Genomic DNA, 17620 nt, shown 5'->3' with positions numbered 1-17620 from the left:
GCTTGACCCCGAGGCGGTTCACAGACGCACGTCTGCACTCGAGTTCTCTCTCACCAGACAGTACGGGAATCTGTCTGAACATGGAACTTATCCAACTCGAGAACCTTTACCACGTACATGAGTGACCGGGCCGGGTCATCTGAGATGGCGTTCTGGGGAGACGCAGACGATTCCGAGGCCCTCCAGCACTATCGTACCCTCATCGAGACGATCGACGATGGGATCTATCGACTCGACACAGACGGTCGCCTCGTCGCGGTCAACGACGTCATTCTCGAGATGACCGGGTACACTCGCGAGGACGTACTCGGCGAGCACGTGTCCGTGCTCTTCGACGGCGACAGTGGGACGATCGAGCGTGAAATCGATCGACTCCGGGCGAACGCCACCGACCGAGGTGAGTCACTCGAGCGCACCGTGGGAACCGCCGAGGGGGAACGGATTCGCTGTGAAGTTCGGGAAAACTCCCTCGAGGAGGGCGGTACTGTACACGGGACAGTCGGAATCGTCCGCGAACGTTCCGAGCGTAAACAGGCTGACGCAGATGCGGACGCAGACGCGAACGCGGATACCACCGAAGCGACCGTTCGCCGTCTGTTCGAGAACGTGCCCGACAACTATCTCATCGTACAGCCCGACGAGTACGAAATCGTGGCCGTGAGCGATGCCTATCTGGAGGCAACGATGACCGAGCGGGCGGAGATCCTGGATCAGACGCTGTTCGAAATCTTCCCGGCCAATCCCGACGATCCGGCCGACGGGGTCGCGAACCTGCGCGAATCGCTCGAGAAAGTAACGGCGACCGGTGACGCCGACGTGATGTCGGTGACGCACTATCCGATCCCCGACCGTGAGTCCGATACTGGTGAATTCGAGGAGCGCTGGTGGAGCCCGATTAATTCGCCCGTATTCAGCGAGACAGGCGAAATCGAGTACATCATCCACAGTGTCGATGACGTCACCCCGATCGTCCAGGAGCTTCACACGGACGGCGAGGAGCGGCTGTTGCAAGAGTCCGACGCGACAGAATCACAGCTCACATCGGACATCGTGCTGCGCGGACAGGAGTTCCTCCAGCAGGCAAAACGAGAAGCGTTCGACCAACTCCGGGAGAGCGAAGAGCGCTTTCGCGCGTTGGTCACGACCACGTCGGACGTGGTGTTCACGACGAACGCGGACTGGAGCGAAATGCGCGGTTTAGAGGGGGCAGCGTTTCTCGTCGATACCGACGACCAGGGTTCGTCGTGGATTGAAAGATACATTCCGCCCGAAGACCAGCCACGCGTTCGGGAAGCCATTGACGACGCTATCCGCACGAAGAGCAGCTTCGAACTGGAACACCAGGTTCGTCGTGATGACGGCACAGTGGTCTGGGTTGCCTCGCGTGCCACACCGCTCCTGGACGAGGATGGAGAAGTGACGCAATGGTTGGGAGCGGCGAACGACGTAACCGAACGGGTCGAACGCGAGCGCGAACTCGAACATACGAAAGAGCGACTGGAAGCGGCAGCCGAAGCTGGTGCTGTCGGAACGTGGGAGTGGCACATTTCCGATGACAGGATGGTCACGGATGCGCCGTTCGCCAAGACGTTTGGGATCGATCCCATTGCGGCCACCGAGGGCGTCCCGCTCGACGATTTCGTCTCGGCCATCCACGACGACGATCGCGAGCGAATCGAACGAAAGATCGAGGACGCCATCGAATCGGGAGACGAGTACGAAGAGGAGTACCGCGTCTGGAACGACAACGACGAACTACAGTGGGTCGTTGCGCGCGGTCACGTCGAGTACGACAGGGACGGGAATCCAGTGACGTTCCCCGGCGCCCTGGTCGATATCACCGAGCGCAAACAGTTCGAGCAGATGCTCGAGGAGTCCAACGAGCGCCTCGAACAGTTCGCGTACGCCGCCTCACACGATCTGCAGGAGCCATTGCGGATGGTCACGAGCTATCTCCACCTGCTCGAACGCCGCTACGTGGACGAACTCGACGAGGACGGCGAGGAGTTCATCGAATTTGCCGTCGACGGTGCCGACCGTATGCGCCACATGATCGAGGGGTTGCTCGAGTACTCTCGGGTCGAATCCCGGGGCAATCCGTTCGAATCGGTCGACCTGAATACCGTATTTCGAGACGCCTTGACAGACCTTCAGGTGAAGAGTACGGAGACCGACGCCGAGATCACTGCCGACGACTTCCCGACCGTGCGGGGCGACCCCAATCAACTTCGGCAAGTGTTCCAGAACCTCCTCGACAACGCGCTCGAGTATAGCGGTGACGAACCCCCGCGTGTCCACGTTTCAGTCGAGCAGCGTGGGTTCCAGTGGGTGATTTCGGTTCGCGACGAGGGGTTCGGGATCGATCCCGACGAGGCGGGCCAGATTTTCGATGTGTTCCAGCGACTCCACAGTCGTGACGAGCACGAGGGCACAGGGATCGGCCTCGCCCTCTGTGAGCGAATCGTCGAACGTCACGGCGGCACCATCTGGGTTGAGTCTGAGCCGGGCGAGGGCTCGACGTTCTCGTTCACGCTCCCTGCGGCAAGCCGCGACGAGACGTGAATTTCCTGGGCCGAGGTCGCCACTCCCCGTTGATCGACCTCCACTGACGGGTGCATTCGCGCCCTGTATGCAAACCGCTCATCTCTCAAACCAGCACACGTCTACGGAGGGGAGCCCCACTGCGTACGACGAGGAGGACGTCATCAGGGCAATAGCTCCTCGAACGACTCGACGAACGCGTCGATTTCTCGCCAGTCGACGTGCCCTCGGTCGCGAAGCGCGTCCAGTTCGGCATCACGCCCGATGTGACGCCGAACGAATCGTTTCAACAGCCCGTACTCTCGGTACTTCAGCGTCCCGGCGACGACGTGGATGAGATCCGGTTCCCAGCCGGCCGCATCCAGGAACGCCTCCGCGTGCTCGTCGGCCTCGAGGCGCGCCTCGTGAACGGGTTTCGTGGCGGCGAGTTCCGTCGAGAAGAGCGCCGACGGGCGTCGGGTCAGGACGTCGGCGTGGGATCGAACGAACGATTCGGCGTGACCGGGATGGCTACCGAGGTGGATCGCGATTCCGATGACGATTCCGTCGTAGTTCGAGGGGGTGATGTTTTCCGGCGGCCGTTTCGTGCTGATGACGATCGGGTCGTGGCCAGCGTCCTCGAGTCGATCGGCGATGTGGTTGGCTATGACCGCAGTCTGTCCCTCGCTCGAACCGTAGCAGACGAGCACACGAGCCATCGGATCTCTACCCTTTCGACGCCAGGTGGTATCAAGTGTCGGCCGGCAACCTGCTCGTCACGCGCTTTGTGTTGCGCTCGAGCGAGACCGTCCCGTCGCACCGTGTATTCGAGTGTGAACAGGTTGTCACGTCCGGTTCACGAGACGAATCATCCCCGATCACTCGAGCACGACCGTCTCGCCCAGTTCAGGTGCTCGAGCGTCGTAGCCTGCCTCCCGAAGTTCCCCCGCGAACCACCCACACCGGTCGCCGTGCGTGACGAGGACGGACGCCTCCTCCCGGTAGGGCTCGAGAAACGCCTCCAGCCCCGCCCGATCGGCGTGGGCCGAGAAATCGTACTGTTCGACCTGTGCACTGACCCGCATGGCCCGGCCGTCGATGGTGGCGCTTCCGGTCTCGAGCAACTCGCGGCCAGGGGTACCCTCGACTTGGTAGCCAGTGAGCGCGATTTTGTTCGTTGGGTTCGATCGGATCGCCGGCACGTACGTCATCGCGGGGCCACCGTGGAGCATCCCGCTCGTGGTGACGATGACGGTGTTTTGCTCGGCGATTCGTCTCCGCTGGCCGTCCCGACCGTCGACGAAGCGTGCGTGACGTTTCGCCCGGCGCAGGCGGTCGGGATCGCGCAGAAAGGCACGGTTTCGCGGCCGGGAGAACAACTCGGTGACGCGCGTGCCCATCCCGTCGACGTAACACTCGAGGTCGGCCTCGGCACAGAGACACATCGCCTCCTGGGTGCGGCCGATGGCGAAGGCGGGGACGACGACGGTACCGCCCTCCCAGAGGGTGGCCTCGAGGCTCGCGACGAATTCGCGTTCGATCTCCGCCCGCGGCGGGCGGCGGGTGTCGGCGTAGGTGCTCTCAGAGACGACGACGTCGGCGTCGGGGCGAGCCGTCGTCCCGGCGACGAGTTGCTGCTCCTCCGTGTGGAAGTCGCCGGTGTAGAGCAGACGCGTCTCCCCGTCGTCGACCAGGACGTGGGCGCTCCCCGGGACGTGGCCGGCGTCGAAGAACGTGACCTCGTAGCCAGCGGCCTCGAACGGGTCGCCGTAGGCGTGGGTTTCCGACACCTGCGTCAGCCGGGCGAGTTCGGCCTCGGTGAACGGACAGTCGTAGCTCCCGCCGTGGAGTTTGATGGTGTCTCGAGCGAGCACCATCGCGAGCTCGTACGTCGGCGGCGTCCAGTGGATCGGCGGGCGGGCGTCACCGGAAAGCAGCGCTGGAATCGTCCCGACGTGGTCGAGGTGGCCGTGGGAGACGATCACCGCCTCGGGGTCGGGTTCGTGCAGTGGAAACGAAGGGGGGTTGCCCGAGTCCATCCCGAAATCGAGCAGGAGGCGGCCGTCGATCAGGAGTGCGCTCCGCCCGATTTCGCGAGCGCCGCCGAGAAACTCGAGTTCCATTACCCGGAGATGGGACTGACGGGGTTTGGGTTCGACGGTTTGGGTTCGTCTCGATTCACTCGCGATACCGGGTACGGACGGTCACACCTCCGGGTCGACGATCGTCCGCAGCCAGACGTCGAGCAGACAGACCACGAGCACCGAGAGCGGGATGGCGACGTCGACGAAGCTGACGGCGTCGATCTGCAACGCCGTGACGACGAACGGAGCGCCCGGATCGAGCGCCCCAGGAATCGACCGGGCACTCAGGAACGCGAGCGCACCGACGTAGAGGGCGAACCAGACGCCGCCACGTTTCCACTCCCCGAGGTACCAGTGGCCGAGGCCCGCGGCGAACACCGTGAGCAGGTAGGCGGGCCAGGGTCGGTCGCGTGCGGTCATCGGTCGTCCTCGGACGAATAGTGCGTGCCGCCGGGTTCGTCGCGGTCGTGGCCCTCGTTGCCATCAACATCGTTGACGCTCGCACTCGAGCGGTCGGTATCGGAATGAGCGTCATCGGAACCATCGGAACGATCGCAACTATCGGTACCATCGGAGCTTTCGGAACCATCGGAACCATCGGAGCTTTCGGAACGAGAGCCCTCGGCACCGTGGCCATCGGTAGGCTGGCCCTGACCCTCGAGTTCCTGCTCGAGCAAACGAACCGGCCGCCCGAGTACCTCGAGCGTGTAGGCGTCGATCTCGTCCCGGGTCTCGAGTTGGCCATAAGCGTCGCGGGCCGTCTTAAGCGAAGCCGCGAGCGCCGATTGGTCGCCGCTGTCACCGGAAGACATCGACATCGGCGGCGAACCTGCATCGTCCTCGAGCACCCGACACAGCCATCGGTGGAGAGAGTCAGCATCGCCAGCGACCCTGAGATACCGGTGATCGGCCAACGCGACGGCTGCCTCGGCGTCGACGATCGCACCGAGGGCATGACCGTACGCCCGAATCGGGTCGTGAAGGGCGTCCGGACGGTCGCCGACGATGGCCCCCAGTTCACAGGCACAGCCACAGAGGACGGCCATCGGAGACCGGGGGTCGCCCGATCGGCCAGCCCCCGCTGCGTCGGCCGTTCGTGAAAACGCCGCCACGAGATCGCTCGAGGCACTCGTCACGGTGCGGATGCAAGCCACCACGCGGCGATCCTCGAGCGGCGACGCCGTCACGGCGCTGTGGGCTCGAGCGAACAGAAAGTCACTCGCCAGCAGCGCCGTCGTCGGATCGAGGGGCCGCCCCGTCGAGAACGGACGTCCGTCGGCATCCGATCGATCCTCGAGCATCATCGTCCCACGGATCCTCGCATATCCCTCGAGAGCGATCAGTGAGGACGTCAGCGCCTCGAGCGGTGGCGAGGACGACGAGTCAGCCGTCGCCACAGTCCGACACATAGTCGCCGGGAGCGCGTCCGACGGGGATGGACACGCCGAAGAAACGACGGCACGGACGGCCGGCGAGAGCGTCGACTCCGGATAGTCGGTGGCGATTCCGTCGGAACTGAGTGGATCGTCGAAACTCATGTTTCTGCAGGTGTCGGTGTCACGTCGTCGCCGACGACGTTCTCGGTCCAGGTTCCACGGAGGAACCAGATCGCGGTCACGATCGCCGAGAGGACGTACGAGAGGGCGATGGCGTACCAGACGCCGTAAATGCCCATCCCGAAGTGGAGGATGGCGATTGCCGAAATCGGGATGCGGTACAGCCAGAGCTCCTGAATTGAGAGTACCATCGCGGCACGGGTGCTCCCGCTGCCACGGAGCCCACCGAGGAGCACCTGAAAGACGCCCATGAAGATGTACGACGGGCCGGCGATCAGGATGAACGCCGCACCGAATCTGACGACGTCCTCGCTGCCTTCACCCTCGATGAACACTGCCGTGATCGGCTCCGCGAGCGGATAGGCGACGGCGACGACGACGACGAAGATGCCGACGACGACGACCGAACTCAGTTTGACAGCCCGCCAGGCACGGCTCACCTGCTGGGCCCCGAGGTTCTGACCGACGACGGTCTCCGTTCCGCGAGCCAGACCGAGCGCCGGCAAGAACAGCAGCGACGAGAGGCGGTTCGCGATACCGTAGGCCGCAACTGCGTCCGTGCCGGCGATCGCGACCAGTGCGGTCAACAGCGCGATGCCGGACGCCCGGAAGCCCTGCTCGGTCGCCACCGGGGCACCGATCTCGAGGATCTTCCTGACCGTCGGCAGGTCGAGCCACAGGTCGCCGAGTGTGGGCTCGAGGCCGACCCGGCCGGTAAAGAGCAGGTAGAGGCCAACGATGGCGGCGACGCCGCGTGAAAAGACGGTCGCGACTGCCGCCCCCTCGACGCCGAAGCCGGTGAAGCCGGTCTGGGCGTACAGCGAGGCCTCGAGTGCGGTCGCACCGAACCAGGCGAACAGCGGGTTCTCGCTGAAGCCGAGGATCAAGAACGGGTCGAGAACCATATTGATCGTCACGCTGATCCCCATCAGGTAGAGCGGCGTCCGGGTGTCACCCCACCCGCGAGACAGCGCGTCGAAGATGAAGAACCAGAACATGAAGCCGACGCTGACGAAGATGATTCTGGTGTAGTTGACGGCGTAGGTGTACGCCGGCGTACCGGGGTCAGCACCAACCAGCCGTATCAGCCACGGCGAGAGGGCGAAGCCGACCACACCGAAGACGATTGCGACGATCGTCACGAACGAGAGCGTCTGGCCGGCGACGTGGTGGGACTTCGTGAAATCCCCGGCACCCTTGTACTGGGAGACCAGCACGGTGCCGGCGACGGTGAGGCCACCGCCGATGCTCACCATTAGAAAGACGATTGCCCAGGAGTACGACAGCGCCGCAACGGCGTCACTGCCGAGTCGGCCGACCCAGAAGGTGTCGGCCAGGTTGTAGCCGACCTGGAGCATCTGGGAGAGCACGATCGGGGCCGACAGCACGAGTAGCGGCTTGAACAGCCCCCCGTCGGTGACGTTTACCGATCGGTCGCGTTTCTCGCTCATTCGACGTCGTCACCGGCCGCGTCCGTCTCTGTGTCCGTCCCCGCATCCATCCTCGAGGGCCGTTCATCGGCCGTGTGTTCAGCGTTCGCGTCCTCGCCGGCATCATCGTTGGTCGCGCTCGAGACCGCACCCCGCGTCGGAAACTCGACGTCCTCGGCGAGCAACTCGTCGAAAATTTCGGTGGCGATCCCCGACCGAACCTCCTCGAGGTAGGCGTCCCGGCCGATCGTCAGCTGGCGAATCCGAGCACCATCCAGCGCGGCGATCAACAGTGCGGCGGTCGCTTCGGGGTCGTGGTCGTGGAAGTCACCCGACTCGAGCCCGGCCCTGAGAATCTCCTCGAGCGCCGATCGAAGCGCGTCGTCGCTCCGACGCAGCTGTTCCTGGAATCGGTCGTTGTACGGCGCTTGCGCGCGAAGTTCGAGCATCGCCGTGTGAAAGGACGTCCGCTCGTCGTCGGCCGGGTCGTACAGGAACCAGTCGACGAACAGCGCCAGCCGTTCGACCGGCGGGCGGTCGCGGCTCTCCTCGACGCGCTCGTCGAAGTGCTCGAGCAAGAAGTCGAAGAAAGAGACGACGATGTCCTCCTTGGAGTCGTAGTGATAGAACAGCAGGGACTTGCTCTTGTCCGTCCGGTCGGCGATCGCCTGGGCCGTCAGCTCGGTGTAGCCGTGCTCGCACAACGCCTCGTAGGTGGCGTTCATTATCTCGTCACGGGCGCTCTCGTCGGTCACTAACTAACCGGTTAGTCAGCCAGCTAAAAGGGAGTTACGGTTCGAAACACCGTTGCCGGCATCGTCATCTCCACGTTGCCACGCGAGCCGCCACAAACAATGTGCCCAATCGACTCGACTACCCGTCCTCGAGCCCCTTCGCAATATCCTGCAGACTCGAAGCCGGCGGTTCCCGCGCGTCGTAGACCGCCGTCTCGCCGGGGGCACGGAAGCCGTACAGGAAGTCCGGTTCGACGACGTCGACGAGCACCGAGCCGCCGGTTCGAACGTCGTGGTCGTCGACCCAGTCGGGGAGCAGATCGACACCCTCCCGCGGGTCGCGCGCAGCCGCAGGGCTCTCGTAGACCCCGGGAACGGTGACGACGTCGCCCATCAATCCCTGATCGATCCGGCCGAACCGCTCGTGCTCGTCGAGGACGATTCGAACCACCTCGCCCCCATCCGACGGGAACTGAGCCGCGTCTGCCGCATCAATCTCGACCCGGACGCCCGTCGCCGTCTCCGCGAGCGTCGCCCTGATCGTGTCGACTGACGGGTTGTCACTCGAGATTCGATCGGCCATTGAAAATCCTCGTGGGCTTACTCGTCGGCGTCGTCGCCGTCGTCGGCCGACTCGAGACCGAGCAGACTCTCGACGCTCTCGTCACCGCGGGCGACGATCGTGGCGTTGATCTGGGCCGTCTCGTCGGAGAGCTCGCGGCCACGGGCCGTGATCCGGCGGCGCTCGCCCTCGCGATCTGGCTTGTAGCCGGTCTGGCGCTCTTTCATCAGGACTTCCTTGAGCTGGCTGCCCGCGACCGTCTCGTTGTGCGGGCGGCCCGCGTTGTCCGAGCCACCGGTGAGCTCGAGCGTGTAGCCATCGAGGCCGACGGCCGAGCCGTCGACTTCCTCGCCGAGCTCCTTGCCGATGAATCGGTTCGCATCTTGCCCTTCCGCCTCGAGCTGGTGGGCGAGCCCCGACTCGGGGTCGCCAACGACGACAGTGAAACTTGCCATGGGCGGCCAAAAACGGTCTGCGGTGAAAAATACGTCGATCGACCTTTTACGCTGTGTTCGTGCGCGCTGTTGCTCGGGAAAAGGTCGATCAAAAGCACTCCGTTCCGGAACGCAATGCGTTCCTCCACATCGAACGTCGGCCCATTCGCTCGGCGTCGCCTCGCTCGTGGTTGGAATGCTGGAACCGCCTGCCCTCCCCCGACGCACACGACCAGCGCGTTGCGCTGGCATGTGCTCGCGGCCGTCGTTGATTTAGCGATGGCGGATCGTCGATCCGAAACACTTCGAACACTCAAATACGGCGGCCCCGTACGCTCGAGCGTGCCACTCGATCCCGGCTCCCTCGAGATCCGCCTCCGTCGCAAATTCGGCGGGACAAGGGGCCAATCCCGCGTCGTCGTCCGGCAAGCCGTCGACCTTGACGATTCGGGACGGTACGAGGCCGACGTCGGTGCCGAATTGACCAACGACGTCGTGCTCGAGGAGCTTTCTGACGCCCCCAACGGCACCCCCGCCGAACGCTGGAACTGGTGGGTCGGGTCGCTCGAGATCGCCTACGGGGGGTACGGGCAGTTCAGCATCCAGCGGTACCGGAATCGATGAGTTGACTTCAAACAGTGTAGTGTTTTGCTATAGAAAACATAGTATTTGGAGAGCACTCGAGAGAGGAACTGACGGTGCGCTCGTGAATTACGACCGACTTGGCCCGCCCTTGCTCTGAACCCGCCAACTCCCTTCGAGGCCGCAGGCCTCGCGAACCTCGTAGACGATCTCGGTTTCCTCACCGATCTCGGAACCGCCCTCGAGTGCCTCGACCCGGATCGGGACATCGAGGGTACTGCCACAGCAGCCGACGCCGACGAACTCCTCCCAGATATCGCCCGGCTCCGCCGCCGTTCGCGTCTTGCGGAGAAACGCCTTGAACGACGGTTTCTCCACTTGAAACCGTCCCCAGTCCGAGAGGTCTTCGGGATAGGAGATCACGAGTCGATCCGCGACGGCCCCCTCCACGGCGTTACCCTCCGTCGTTGCGTCTGGGTGTGTTTCCATACGGCCGCTACGGCCTCGAGTCGCTTTACGCCATCTGTTTTGTTCCCCGACCCAGGGCGTGAAAGTTGGTAGCGGAATTAAGAAGGCTTACTTACGCCGACTCCTACACCCGAGTATATATGGCGACGCTCCAGGTACCGGAGATCGACTACACCCGGTACACCAACCGCCAGTTGGCGGCGGTTCCGCTCGCAGTCCTCGCCTTCGCGCTCCTCATCCTCGCCGGTGGCTATCTCGTCTACGGCTCCCCGGTCGCGCTCGGCACGGACTTCGCAGGTGGAACCGAACTGACGATCGAAACGACGAGTTCGGAATCCGAAATCGAATCTGCATTCAGCGTCGAACCCGAGTCAGTACAGTCGGTACAGGCCGCTGAAAACCAGTACCTCGTCCAGTTCGCCCCGACCGATGCCGACGTCGCCGAGGAAGCCGAGGCGAACCTCGAGCCGGTCGAGGGCAATGACGGTGTCGTCCAGCTCACCGCTGAAACGTCCGCGAGCTTCGGTGCCGCCGCCCAACAGACTGCGATTCTCGGACTCGGCGCTGCGTTCGTGGGTATGAGCATTCTCGCGTTCCTCCTCTTTCGGACGTTCGTCCCGTCGATCGCAATCGTCGTCTCGGCGTTCTCCGACATCGTGATCCCGCTCGCGTTCATGAACATCGTCGGCATTCAGCTCTCGCTCGGTACCGTCGCCGGCCTCCTGTTGATCATTGGGTACTCGGTGGATTCGGACATCCTGCTCAACAACCACATCCTCAGGCGAGGCGGTGACTTCTACGAGAGTACCCACCGGGCGATGCGAACCGGCGTCACCATGACCGTCACCTCGATGGCTGCCATGCTCGTGATGGCCATCTCCGCGTGGGCCCTCGGCGTCGAACTCCTGATGTCGATCGGCCTGATCCTCTTCGTCGGGCTGGCCGCCGACCTCATGAACACCTACCTGCTGAATCTCAGCCTGCTTCGCTGGTACAAGTTCGAGGGGGTGGCCCGATGAGCCCGATTCAGTCCATCAAGGCGAACTGGCGCCTGCTGTTGCTCGCGCTGTTTCTCACCCTCTCACTGGTGTTCCTCTTTTACCCCGGTGGGATCATGGCCGACGACTCCTACGTCACCGAGAACGACTCCACCACCACGAGTTACCACAACCTCGAGTTCGGCCTCGGCCTCGACGGCGGGACGAAGATCAGCGCCCCCGTCGTCGGTTTGACCGTCGAGGACGTCGAACTCGATACCGACGACCCCAACGAGGTCGACCAACGCGCCCAGGAGATCCAGGCGAGCGTCTCCGAGGAACTCGGTCTCGAGACCGGCGATGCGCTCGTCAGAACCGACCCCCAGAACCTCCTCATTAGCGTCGAGATATTCACCAACGAGTACACCGAAGCGGAGTTCGCCACCGCGCTCCAGAACGCCGGCCTCGACGTGACCGAGGACGACGTCCGACAGGGCGTCACCGCCGAAACCCGCAGCGACATCGAGACGACCATCGACCTGCGGATCAACGAAGCCGGCCTCGCGGGCAGCCGCGTCTCACAGGCCGAGATGGACGGTACCTTCTACATCGTGACCGAAGCGCCGGGGATGACTGACGACGAACTCCGGGCGCTACTCCAGGATCGCGGCATCGTCGAGATCCAGATGCACTACCCCGATGGCGAAGGCGGCCAGCAAAACGAGACGGCGCTCGTGCAGGCCGACTTCGGCCAGATCGGGACGGCCTCGTACAACACCGAGCAGGGGTACCACTACGTCCCCGTCTCCGTCAATCCTGGGCCAGCCGAGGAGTACCAGCAACGGATGGTCGAGACCGGCTTCACCCAGAACCCACACCAGTGTGACTACGGCAACCCCGAACACGAAGGGAGCAACTACTGTCTGCTCACCGTCGTCGACGGCGAGGTCGTCGACGCCCACAGCCTCTCGCCCAGCCTCGGAGCCAACATGGAATCCGGCGAGTGGGCCAGCAGCGGCACCTTCGAGATGATTACGCCGAGCCAGCAAGATGCCCAGGCGCTGTCGGTCAACCTCCGTGCCGGCGAACTGCGCGCCCCGCTCGACTTCGAACGCGATCAGACCTACAGCATCAGCCCGGCACTGGCCGACCAGTTCAAAAACTACTCGCTGCTCATCGGTATCCTGTCCGTGTTGACCGTCAGTGGCGTCGTCTACCTGCGCTACGGGGATCGCCGCGTCGCCTTGCCGATGATCGTCACCGCCCTCTCGGAGGTCGTCATCCTGCTCGGCTTCGCCGCCCTCCTGCGGATGCCCCTCGACCTCTCTCACGTCGCCGGCTTCATCGCCGTCGTCGGTACCGGGGTGGACGACCTCATCATCATCGCCGACGAGGTGTTAGACGAGGGTGACGTCAACTCGAGACGCGTCTTCGAGTCCCGCTTCCGGAAGGCGTTCTGGATCATCGGGGCCGCCGCTGCAACGACGATCATCGCGATGTCGCCGCTGGCCGTCCTGAGCCTGGGTGACCTCCGTGGGTTCGCCATCATCACGATCCTCGGCGTGCTCATCGGGGTGCTCATCACCCGGCCGGCATACGGTGACATCCTGCGCCGACTGCTGACGGACAAATAAGATCGACAAATCTGGTACAATCAGGTCTGTTGATAATAGTCAGAGAATGGTTCGGCAACTACTGTAAAGGCCGGGACTCTCTCCTTGATTCAGGTAGGACTGGATCCACCGAATGCGGAACGACACTCGAGAACGGCCAGGGTCACTCGAGTTCTCGTACCATTACGATCGCATCCTCACCGTCGTCGTAGTACCGGGGCACTCGCCGCAGGGGGTCGAAGCCGAAGCGTCGGTAGAGGCGTTTGGCCCCCTCGTTCGACTCGCGCACCTCGAGTTTGACCGAGCTTACACCGTGACTCGAGAGGACGGCGAGCGAGCGGCCGAGCAGCGCCGACCCGACGCCGTCGCCTCGGCACCCGGGATGAACGGCGACGTCTTTTATGTGGCCGATATCACGTCCGTAGTTCGGCGTCACGTCCGAGACGACGTAGCCAGCGATCTGGGCCTCGACCGTCTCGGCGACCAGAAAACCGGGTTCCCCGAGGAAGGTCTCGAACGCGTCGTAGGGCCACGGCTGGGGGAAGGAGGCGTTCTCGATTCGGACGATCGCGAGCAGGTCGACACGTTCGGCCTGCCGGATGGACAGGCCACCTCGCGTCGTCGCCGAACCGTGAGTCGTCACGTTCGTTCGTACTCGCCGCAGGCTAAAAGCATATGCGACCGTTCAGGCTTCGGCCCACCAGCCAGTCCGACTCGAGGACGCCGGCCGTTCGACGATCACTCCTCGACTGTAGTGATCGAATCCTCGACGTGGGTCGCCTGCTGCTCGAGGTCGGCCGCCAGCGTTCGCGCTTGCTCAGGCGTCAACCGCAGTTCCTCCATATGCGCCGGCAGATGTTCCTCGGTCATGTTGTCGAGTTCCACCTGGAGTGAGACGTGGTCGGGAGCCGTTCGATCGGCGGTCGCGTCAACAACCGCGAACGCCCCGTGCTCGAAATCGCGCCCTTTGACGACCGCGTCGACGAGATCGAGGGTCGTGTACGCGGTTACGCGCATGAGTCGGTCGGCCATCGTCAATCGTCCGAGGCGATCGGCGAGCCGTCAGGCTGTGCCGGCGCGGGGCTCTCGTCGAGGGCGTCCTGATCGGCGTAGGGGTACCACGTCCGCTTCGTGTTGTGCATGAAGGGATCCTCGTAGCTCGTCTCCTCGGGCTCGATCAGCGCAGCGAGTTCGTCGTCGTCTCGAGCGGCGACGAACTCGCGGAAGGACTCCTCGCCTGCTCGCTGTTCGGCGAAGCTCTCGAGGAGGTTCGCGATTGCCCCTGGCACCTCGTCGACCGGGATTCGTTCGGCCACCCAGGAGGCGAACTGGGGGTGCTCGCCGAGGCCGCCACCGAGGCCGATGTCGAGCGCCTCGACGGGTTCGCCGTTCTTGCGGGCTTTCATCCCACGCAGGGAGACGTCGGCGATCTGGGGCTGGGCACAGGAGGCCGTACACCCCGAGAGGTGAATGTGGAAGTCCTCGACTCCATCGGGAAGCTCGACGTTGTCGACTAGCCACCGCGAGAAGCGCACCTGCCGGTTCTTGGTCTCGACGATCGAGAGCGAACAGAACTCGGTGCCGGTACAGGCGATCGAGCCGCGCTGGAACGGGTGGGGATCGGGACTGTAGCGCTCGAGTTGGGGTTCGTCGAGCAGCGCCTCGAGGTTCTCCTCGGGGACGTCCGTGAAGACGACGTTCTGACGCTGGGTGAGCCGCACTTCGCCGGAGCTGTGTTTCGCGGCGACCTTGGCCAACTCGAGGGCGTCGTCGGCCCCGATTCGACCGACGAGGACGTTCAACCCAACGTAGTAGTTGCCGTCGACTTGCTCGTGGACGCCGACGTGGTCGTGCTTGCCGTCGGCCTCGCCCGCGTTGTAGGAGTACGATTCCCGCAAATCCTGGCCGGCCGACTCGAGGTCGAACTCGACGAACTCCGACTGGAGCACGTCCCGAACCTTCTCGGGGCCCCACTCGTTGACGAGGAACTTGATGCGGGCCGCGTACCGGTTCTCCCGGTTGCCGTACTCGCGGAACAGCGCGGAGATACCGCCGGCGACCTCGACGGCCTGTTCGGGCGTGACGAAGACGTCGATGTCGCGAGCGAACCGTGGTTCGTTGCGTGCGAGGCCGCCACCGACGCGGACGTTGTAGCCCCGAACCGCCTCGCCGTCGATCGTTTTCTCGGCGGGCTCGAACGCGAGGTCGTTGATGTCGCCCTGCCCACAGCCCTCCGAACAGCCCGTCACCGACACCTTCCACTTCCGGGGGAGGTTCGAGTGCGCCTCGTTGCGTTTGAACGTGTCGTGGAGGTCGTGAGCCAATGCGTGCGCGTCGACGAACTCGTGTGCGTCCTTGCCGGCGACGGGACAACCGACGATGTTGCGCCAGGAGTCACCACACGCCTGTACGGCCGAGAGGCCGACCGCCTCGAGCCGTTCGAAGATCGCCGGCACGTCCTCGAGGTTGATCCAGTGAAACTGGATCGCTTGCCGGGTCGTCACGTCGAGCCAGCCGTTGCCGAACTCGGGGTTCTCGACCGGGCCGGTCGAGTACTCCTGGGCGAGCTCGGCGAGGACACGAAACTGCCCTGGCTCGAGGATCCCGCTGGGTGGCCCGATTCGCAACATGAAGTAGGACTCCTGGCCGGCACGCTGGTGGTACAGACCGTACCACTTGAACCGCTCGAACCAGGCGTCTCGCTCGTCCTCGGGAATGGACTCCCAGCCGGCCTCGGCGAATCGCTCGAGTTCGGCACGGATGTCCGTCCCGTACAGTTCGTCCTTCCAGGCTTCGACGTCGCTTGGCATCTGTCCACGCCTAGGGCGACCGCCTACAAGTTCGCGGTCGTCCCGTCAGTTCTGCCCGTTGCTCTGCACTGGCGGCCGTATTTGCCAGCCGATCCTGTCCGGTTTGGAAATCACTTACGGTGACGACGGCTCGAGCGTCGACTGGACGCCCGCAGCCCCGTACGGCTCGAACGCGCCGTCGACGACTCGCCCAACGGCCAGCCGATCGATCGTCGACCGCTGCCCACACTCGAGACACTGCCCGACCGTTCCGGCGACGATGCTGGTGCCGTCGACACCGACGTCGGTGAAGCCTTCGAGCAGGACGGCCGCCGGTTCACAGCCACAAAAAGGGCCGCGAGCGAGCGTCCAGACGTCGCTCACGCCGACTTCCCTCGAGTCGTTCACGCTGATCCAGGCCCCGTCGTCGAGCGTCCGAACGGCGATCGTCATGCCCTCACTTCGGGTGGAACCCACCTTCGTCCATCGACCCGTGCAATGCTTACCAACCCCATGACGCCGAACGCGGCGAAAATCGATCGACTGCAGCCGAGTTCCGGCCTCCAGGCGGCTCCGAGATACCAGCAATCGTTACCCGATAACGGGAGACCGGGTAGCGATTGCACCTGAAGCCGGGCTTATGCCTCGATGAGGCGAACGGCCGATAATGACCGACGAGCAGCCGCCTGTCGAGACCCCAGTCAGCGACCCACCGGCCCGACCACAGCGACAGCACGTCTCAGCCGACGTTGCCCCCGAGATGTACCGGGGTCGGTCGCGGGATACTGTGGACGAGTTCGATCGGAGGACGGAACGATGACGCTCTCGGACACACGGGAGCACGCCCACGGATCGGACGTCGTCGACGAGGCGGCCGAGCAATCGACGGTGGATACCAGCGAGGACGGGACACCGGACGAGGAGAGCGACCGACCAGACACGTCCCACCTCGAGGACGTCGAGGTCGGCGCTGGCTGTACCGAAATCTGGGAACACCTCGCATCACAGCGCGAGAACCAATCGGAGGGCGGGCAGTGAGACGCAGTACTCGCCCGCTTGGAACCCTTTTTATCGGTTCCCGCGCTAGCACACCTACATGACGGATGACCCCCGGCGCGACCGTCTGTCGAGCGACGACGAGCGCCCGCACACGGCGATTCCCACCGATCGCGAGTCGCCAGTCGGTGCCCCGGTCATCCGCGGCGACGAATCGATCACCGGCAGCCACGCTCGCCGCGCCGTCCAGTTCGATCCGGACGATCCTGACAGCCTCGCCCTCGCCGCCGAGACCGTCGGCCAGTTCGCCACCGGCCCCGATACCGGTGACCACCTCTACATGCTCCGCGGTGCTGCCGCCTGTGCCGCCCTCGTCCGCGGTGAAGGCTCGTACAAAGCCGCCGCCGAACGGGCGAGCACCACGCTCGAGGACGAAGACGCGAGCGACGAGGACGGCGATGCTGCCGACGGCGACAGCGAGCCCGACCAGACAGTCTCCGTCTCGTTCATCCGCAAGTGGGCTCGCGTCCACGACCTCCCCCGATCGGTTCGCCGCCAGGTCGCCCTCGGGGAAATCGCCCCCTCCGCAGCGAAACACGTCGCCCGGGTCGGCGGTGAAGCCAGACTCTTACTCGCCTGGGCCATCCTCGACGGCGATCTCACCGTTCGCGACGTTCGCACTGCAGCCAGCCGAATCAACGACGGCGAGCCAATCGAGCGCGTTCTCGCCGACTACGACGTCGCCCTCGGACGCCTCGAGGTTACCCTCCCGGCAGCGGCCTACCGCGACCTTCGTCGCGCCGCCTCGCTCGAGGGGGTCGATCCAGGTACCATCGTCGCCGACGCGCTCGAGGAGTACCTCGAGTGACACGGCT

20 protein-coding genes are annotated in these 17620 nt (G+C 64.3%); 7 read left to right on the top strand and 13 right to left on the bottom strand.

The window, feature by feature from the left end; genetic code table 11:
- Positions 1 to 117 precede the first annotated feature (117 nt).
- On the top strand, positions 118 to 2562 hold the full coding sequence (locus NGM68_RS00165; RefSeq protein WP_252699650.1) for a PAS domain-containing sensor histidine kinase: 2445 nt from the start codon (positions 118 to 120) through the stop codon (positions 2560 to 2562).
- A gap of 143 nt (positions 2563 to 2705) precedes the next feature.
- Here the strand turns inward: NGM68_RS00165 and NGM68_RS00160 are convergent, their stop codons facing one another.
- The 8 genes from NGM68_RS00160 to NGM68_RS00125 all read right to left on the bottom strand — a co-directional run bounded on the left by NGM68_RS00160 (position 2706) and on the right by NGM68_RS00125 (position 9341).
- Complete coding sequence (locus tag NGM68_RS00160; RefSeq protein ID WP_252699649.1) at positions 2706 to 3239, bottom strand: flavodoxin domain-containing protein; 534 nt, start codon at positions 3237 to 3239, stop codon at positions 2706 to 2708.
- A 159-nt stretch (positions 3240 to 3398) separates the two neighbouring features.
- Positions 3399 to 4643, bottom strand: coding sequence for an MBL fold metallo-hydrolase (locus tag NGM68_RS00155; RefSeq protein WP_252699648.1), 1245 nt, complete (start codon positions 4641 to 4643; stop codon positions 3399 to 3401).
- An 81-nt stretch (positions 4644 to 4724) separates the two neighbouring features.
- Positions 4725 to 5024, bottom strand: coding sequence for a hypothetical protein (locus tag NGM68_RS00150; protein ID WP_252699647.1), 300 nt, complete (start codon positions 5022 to 5024; stop codon positions 4725 to 4727).
- A complete protein-coding gene (locus tag NGM68_RS00145; protein WP_252699646.1) occupies positions 5021 to 6142 on the bottom strand; it encodes a polyprenyl synthetase family protein in 1122 nt (373 codons plus the stop codon). The genes NGM68_RS00150 and NGM68_RS00145 overlap by 4 nt, the downstream gene beginning before the upstream one ends.
- The gene (locus NGM68_RS00140; RefSeq protein ID WP_252699645.1) at positions 6139 to 7611 is read right to left on the bottom strand and encodes an MATE family efflux transporter; all 1473 of its coding nucleotides are present in this window, start codon (positions 7609 to 7611) and stop codon (positions 6139 to 6141) included. Before NGM68_RS00140 ends, NGM68_RS00145 begins: the two co-directional genes overlap by 4 nt.
- Positions 7608 to 8345 carry a TetR/AcrR family transcriptional regulator gene (locus NGM68_RS00135; RefSeq protein WP_252699644.1) on the bottom strand — a complete coding sequence of 246 codons (738 nt, stop codon included), beginning with the start codon at positions 8343 to 8345 and terminating at the stop codon, positions 7608 to 7610. The genes NGM68_RS00140 and NGM68_RS00135 overlap by 4 nt, the downstream gene beginning before the upstream one ends.
- Positions 8346 to 8463: 118 nt before the next feature.
- On the bottom strand, positions 8464 to 8907 hold the full coding sequence (locus NGM68_RS00130) for a DUF7112 family protein (protein WP_252699642.1): 444 nt from the start codon (positions 8905 to 8907) through the stop codon (positions 8464 to 8466).
- A 17-nt stretch (positions 8908 to 8924) separates the two neighbouring features.
- Positions 8925 to 9341 carry a 30S ribosomal protein S6e gene (locus tag NGM68_RS00125; protein ID WP_252699641.1) on the bottom strand — a complete coding sequence of 139 codons (417 nt, stop codon included), beginning with the start codon at positions 9339 to 9341 and terminating at the stop codon, positions 8925 to 8927.
- A 321-nt stretch (positions 9342 to 9662) separates the two neighbouring features.
- Here NGM68_RS00125 and NGM68_RS00120 point away from each other — a divergent pair, with 321 nt between their 5' ends.
- Positions 9663 to 9944, top strand: coding sequence for a WNWW family protein (locus NGM68_RS00120; protein ID WP_252699640.1), 282 nt, complete (start codon positions 9663 to 9665; stop codon positions 9942 to 9944).
- 87 nt (positions 9945 to 10031) lie between these two features.
- Here NGM68_RS00120 and NGM68_RS00115 read toward each other — a convergent pair whose 3' ends face one another.
- Positions 10032 to 10391, bottom strand: a complete 360-nt coding sequence (locus NGM68_RS00115; protein ID WP_252699639.1) for a DUF7968 family protein — start codon at positions 10389 to 10391, stop codon at positions 10032 to 10034.
- 119 nt (positions 10392 to 10510) lie between these two features.
- Between NGM68_RS00115 and secF the strand changes: the two genes are divergently transcribed.
- Both secF and NGM68_RS00105 read left to right on the top strand, forming a co-directional pair.
- Positions 10511 to 11389: a protein translocase subunit SecF gene (secF, locus tag NGM68_RS00110; RefSeq protein ID WP_252699638.1), complete on the top strand. Its 879-nt coding sequence runs from the start codon at positions 10511 to 10513 to the stop codon at positions 11387 to 11389.
- Complete coding sequence (locus NGM68_RS00105; protein WP_252699637.1) at positions 11386 to 12981, top strand: preprotein translocase subunit SecD; 1596 nt, start codon at positions 11386 to 11388, stop codon at positions 12979 to 12981. Before secF ends, NGM68_RS00105 begins: the two co-directional genes overlap by 4 nt.
- 142 nt (positions 12982 to 13123) lie before the next feature.
- On the opposite strand, the gene rimI is transcribed toward NGM68_RS00105, so the two are convergent.
- The 4 genes from rimI to NGM68_RS00085 form a co-directional block, all read right to left on the bottom strand.
- Positions 13124 to 13603 (bottom strand): ribosomal protein S18-alanine N-acetyltransferase, encoded by a 480-nt coding sequence (rimI, locus tag NGM68_RS00100; RefSeq protein ID WP_252699636.1) that lies wholly within the window; start codon positions 13601 to 13603, stop codon positions 13124 to 13126.
- Between the two features lie 95 nt (positions 13604 to 13698).
- Positions 13699 to 13992: a DUF6360 family protein gene (locus tag NGM68_RS00095; protein WP_252699635.1), complete on the bottom strand. Its 294-nt coding sequence runs from the start codon at positions 13990 to 13992 to the stop codon at positions 13699 to 13701.
- A 2-nt stretch (positions 13993 to 13994) separates the two neighbouring features.
- On the bottom strand, positions 13995 to 15770 hold the full coding sequence (locus tag NGM68_RS00090; RefSeq protein ID WP_252699634.1) for a nitrite/sulfite reductase: 1776 nt from the start codon (positions 15768 to 15770) through the stop codon (positions 13995 to 13997).
- 114 nt (positions 15771 to 15884) lie between these two features.
- Positions 15885 to 16202 carry a DUF8134 family protein gene (locus NGM68_RS00085; RefSeq protein WP_252699633.1) on the bottom strand — a complete coding sequence of 106 codons (318 nt, stop codon included), beginning with the start codon at positions 16200 to 16202 and terminating at the stop codon, positions 15885 to 15887.
- A gap of 214 nt (positions 16203 to 16416) precedes the next feature.
- Between NGM68_RS00085 and NGM68_RS00080 the strand changes: the two genes are divergently transcribed.
- From NGM68_RS00080 to NGM68_RS00070, 3 genes are read left to right on the top strand one after another with little or no spacing between them, the layout of a single operon-like run.
- On the top strand, positions 16417 to 16569 hold the full coding sequence (locus NGM68_RS00080) for a hypothetical protein (RefSeq protein ID WP_252699632.1): 153 nt from the start codon (positions 16417 to 16419) through the stop codon (positions 16567 to 16569).
- A complete protein-coding gene (locus NGM68_RS00075; protein ID WP_252701461.1) occupies positions 16566 to 16787 on the top strand; it encodes a hypothetical protein in 222 nt (73 codons plus the stop codon). Before NGM68_RS00080 ends, NGM68_RS00075 begins: the two co-directional genes overlap by 4 nt.
- Before the next feature lie 58 nt (positions 16788 to 16845).
- Positions 16846 to 17613 carry a DUF7119 family protein gene (locus tag NGM68_RS00070; RefSeq protein ID WP_252699631.1) on the top strand — a complete coding sequence of 256 codons (768 nt, stop codon included), beginning with the start codon at positions 16846 to 16848 and terminating at the stop codon, positions 17611 to 17613.
- Positions 17614 to 17620: the final 7 nt, after the last annotated feature.

Source organism: Natronosalvus vescus (assembly GCF_023973145.1).
GTDB classification, from domain to species: Archaea; Halobacteriota; Halobacteria; order Halobacteriales; family Natrialbaceae; genus Natronosalvus; species Natronosalvus vescus.
The sequence above is the reverse complement of the archived record's forward strand: the minus strand, read 5'-3'. Positions and strand labels throughout refer to the sequence as shown.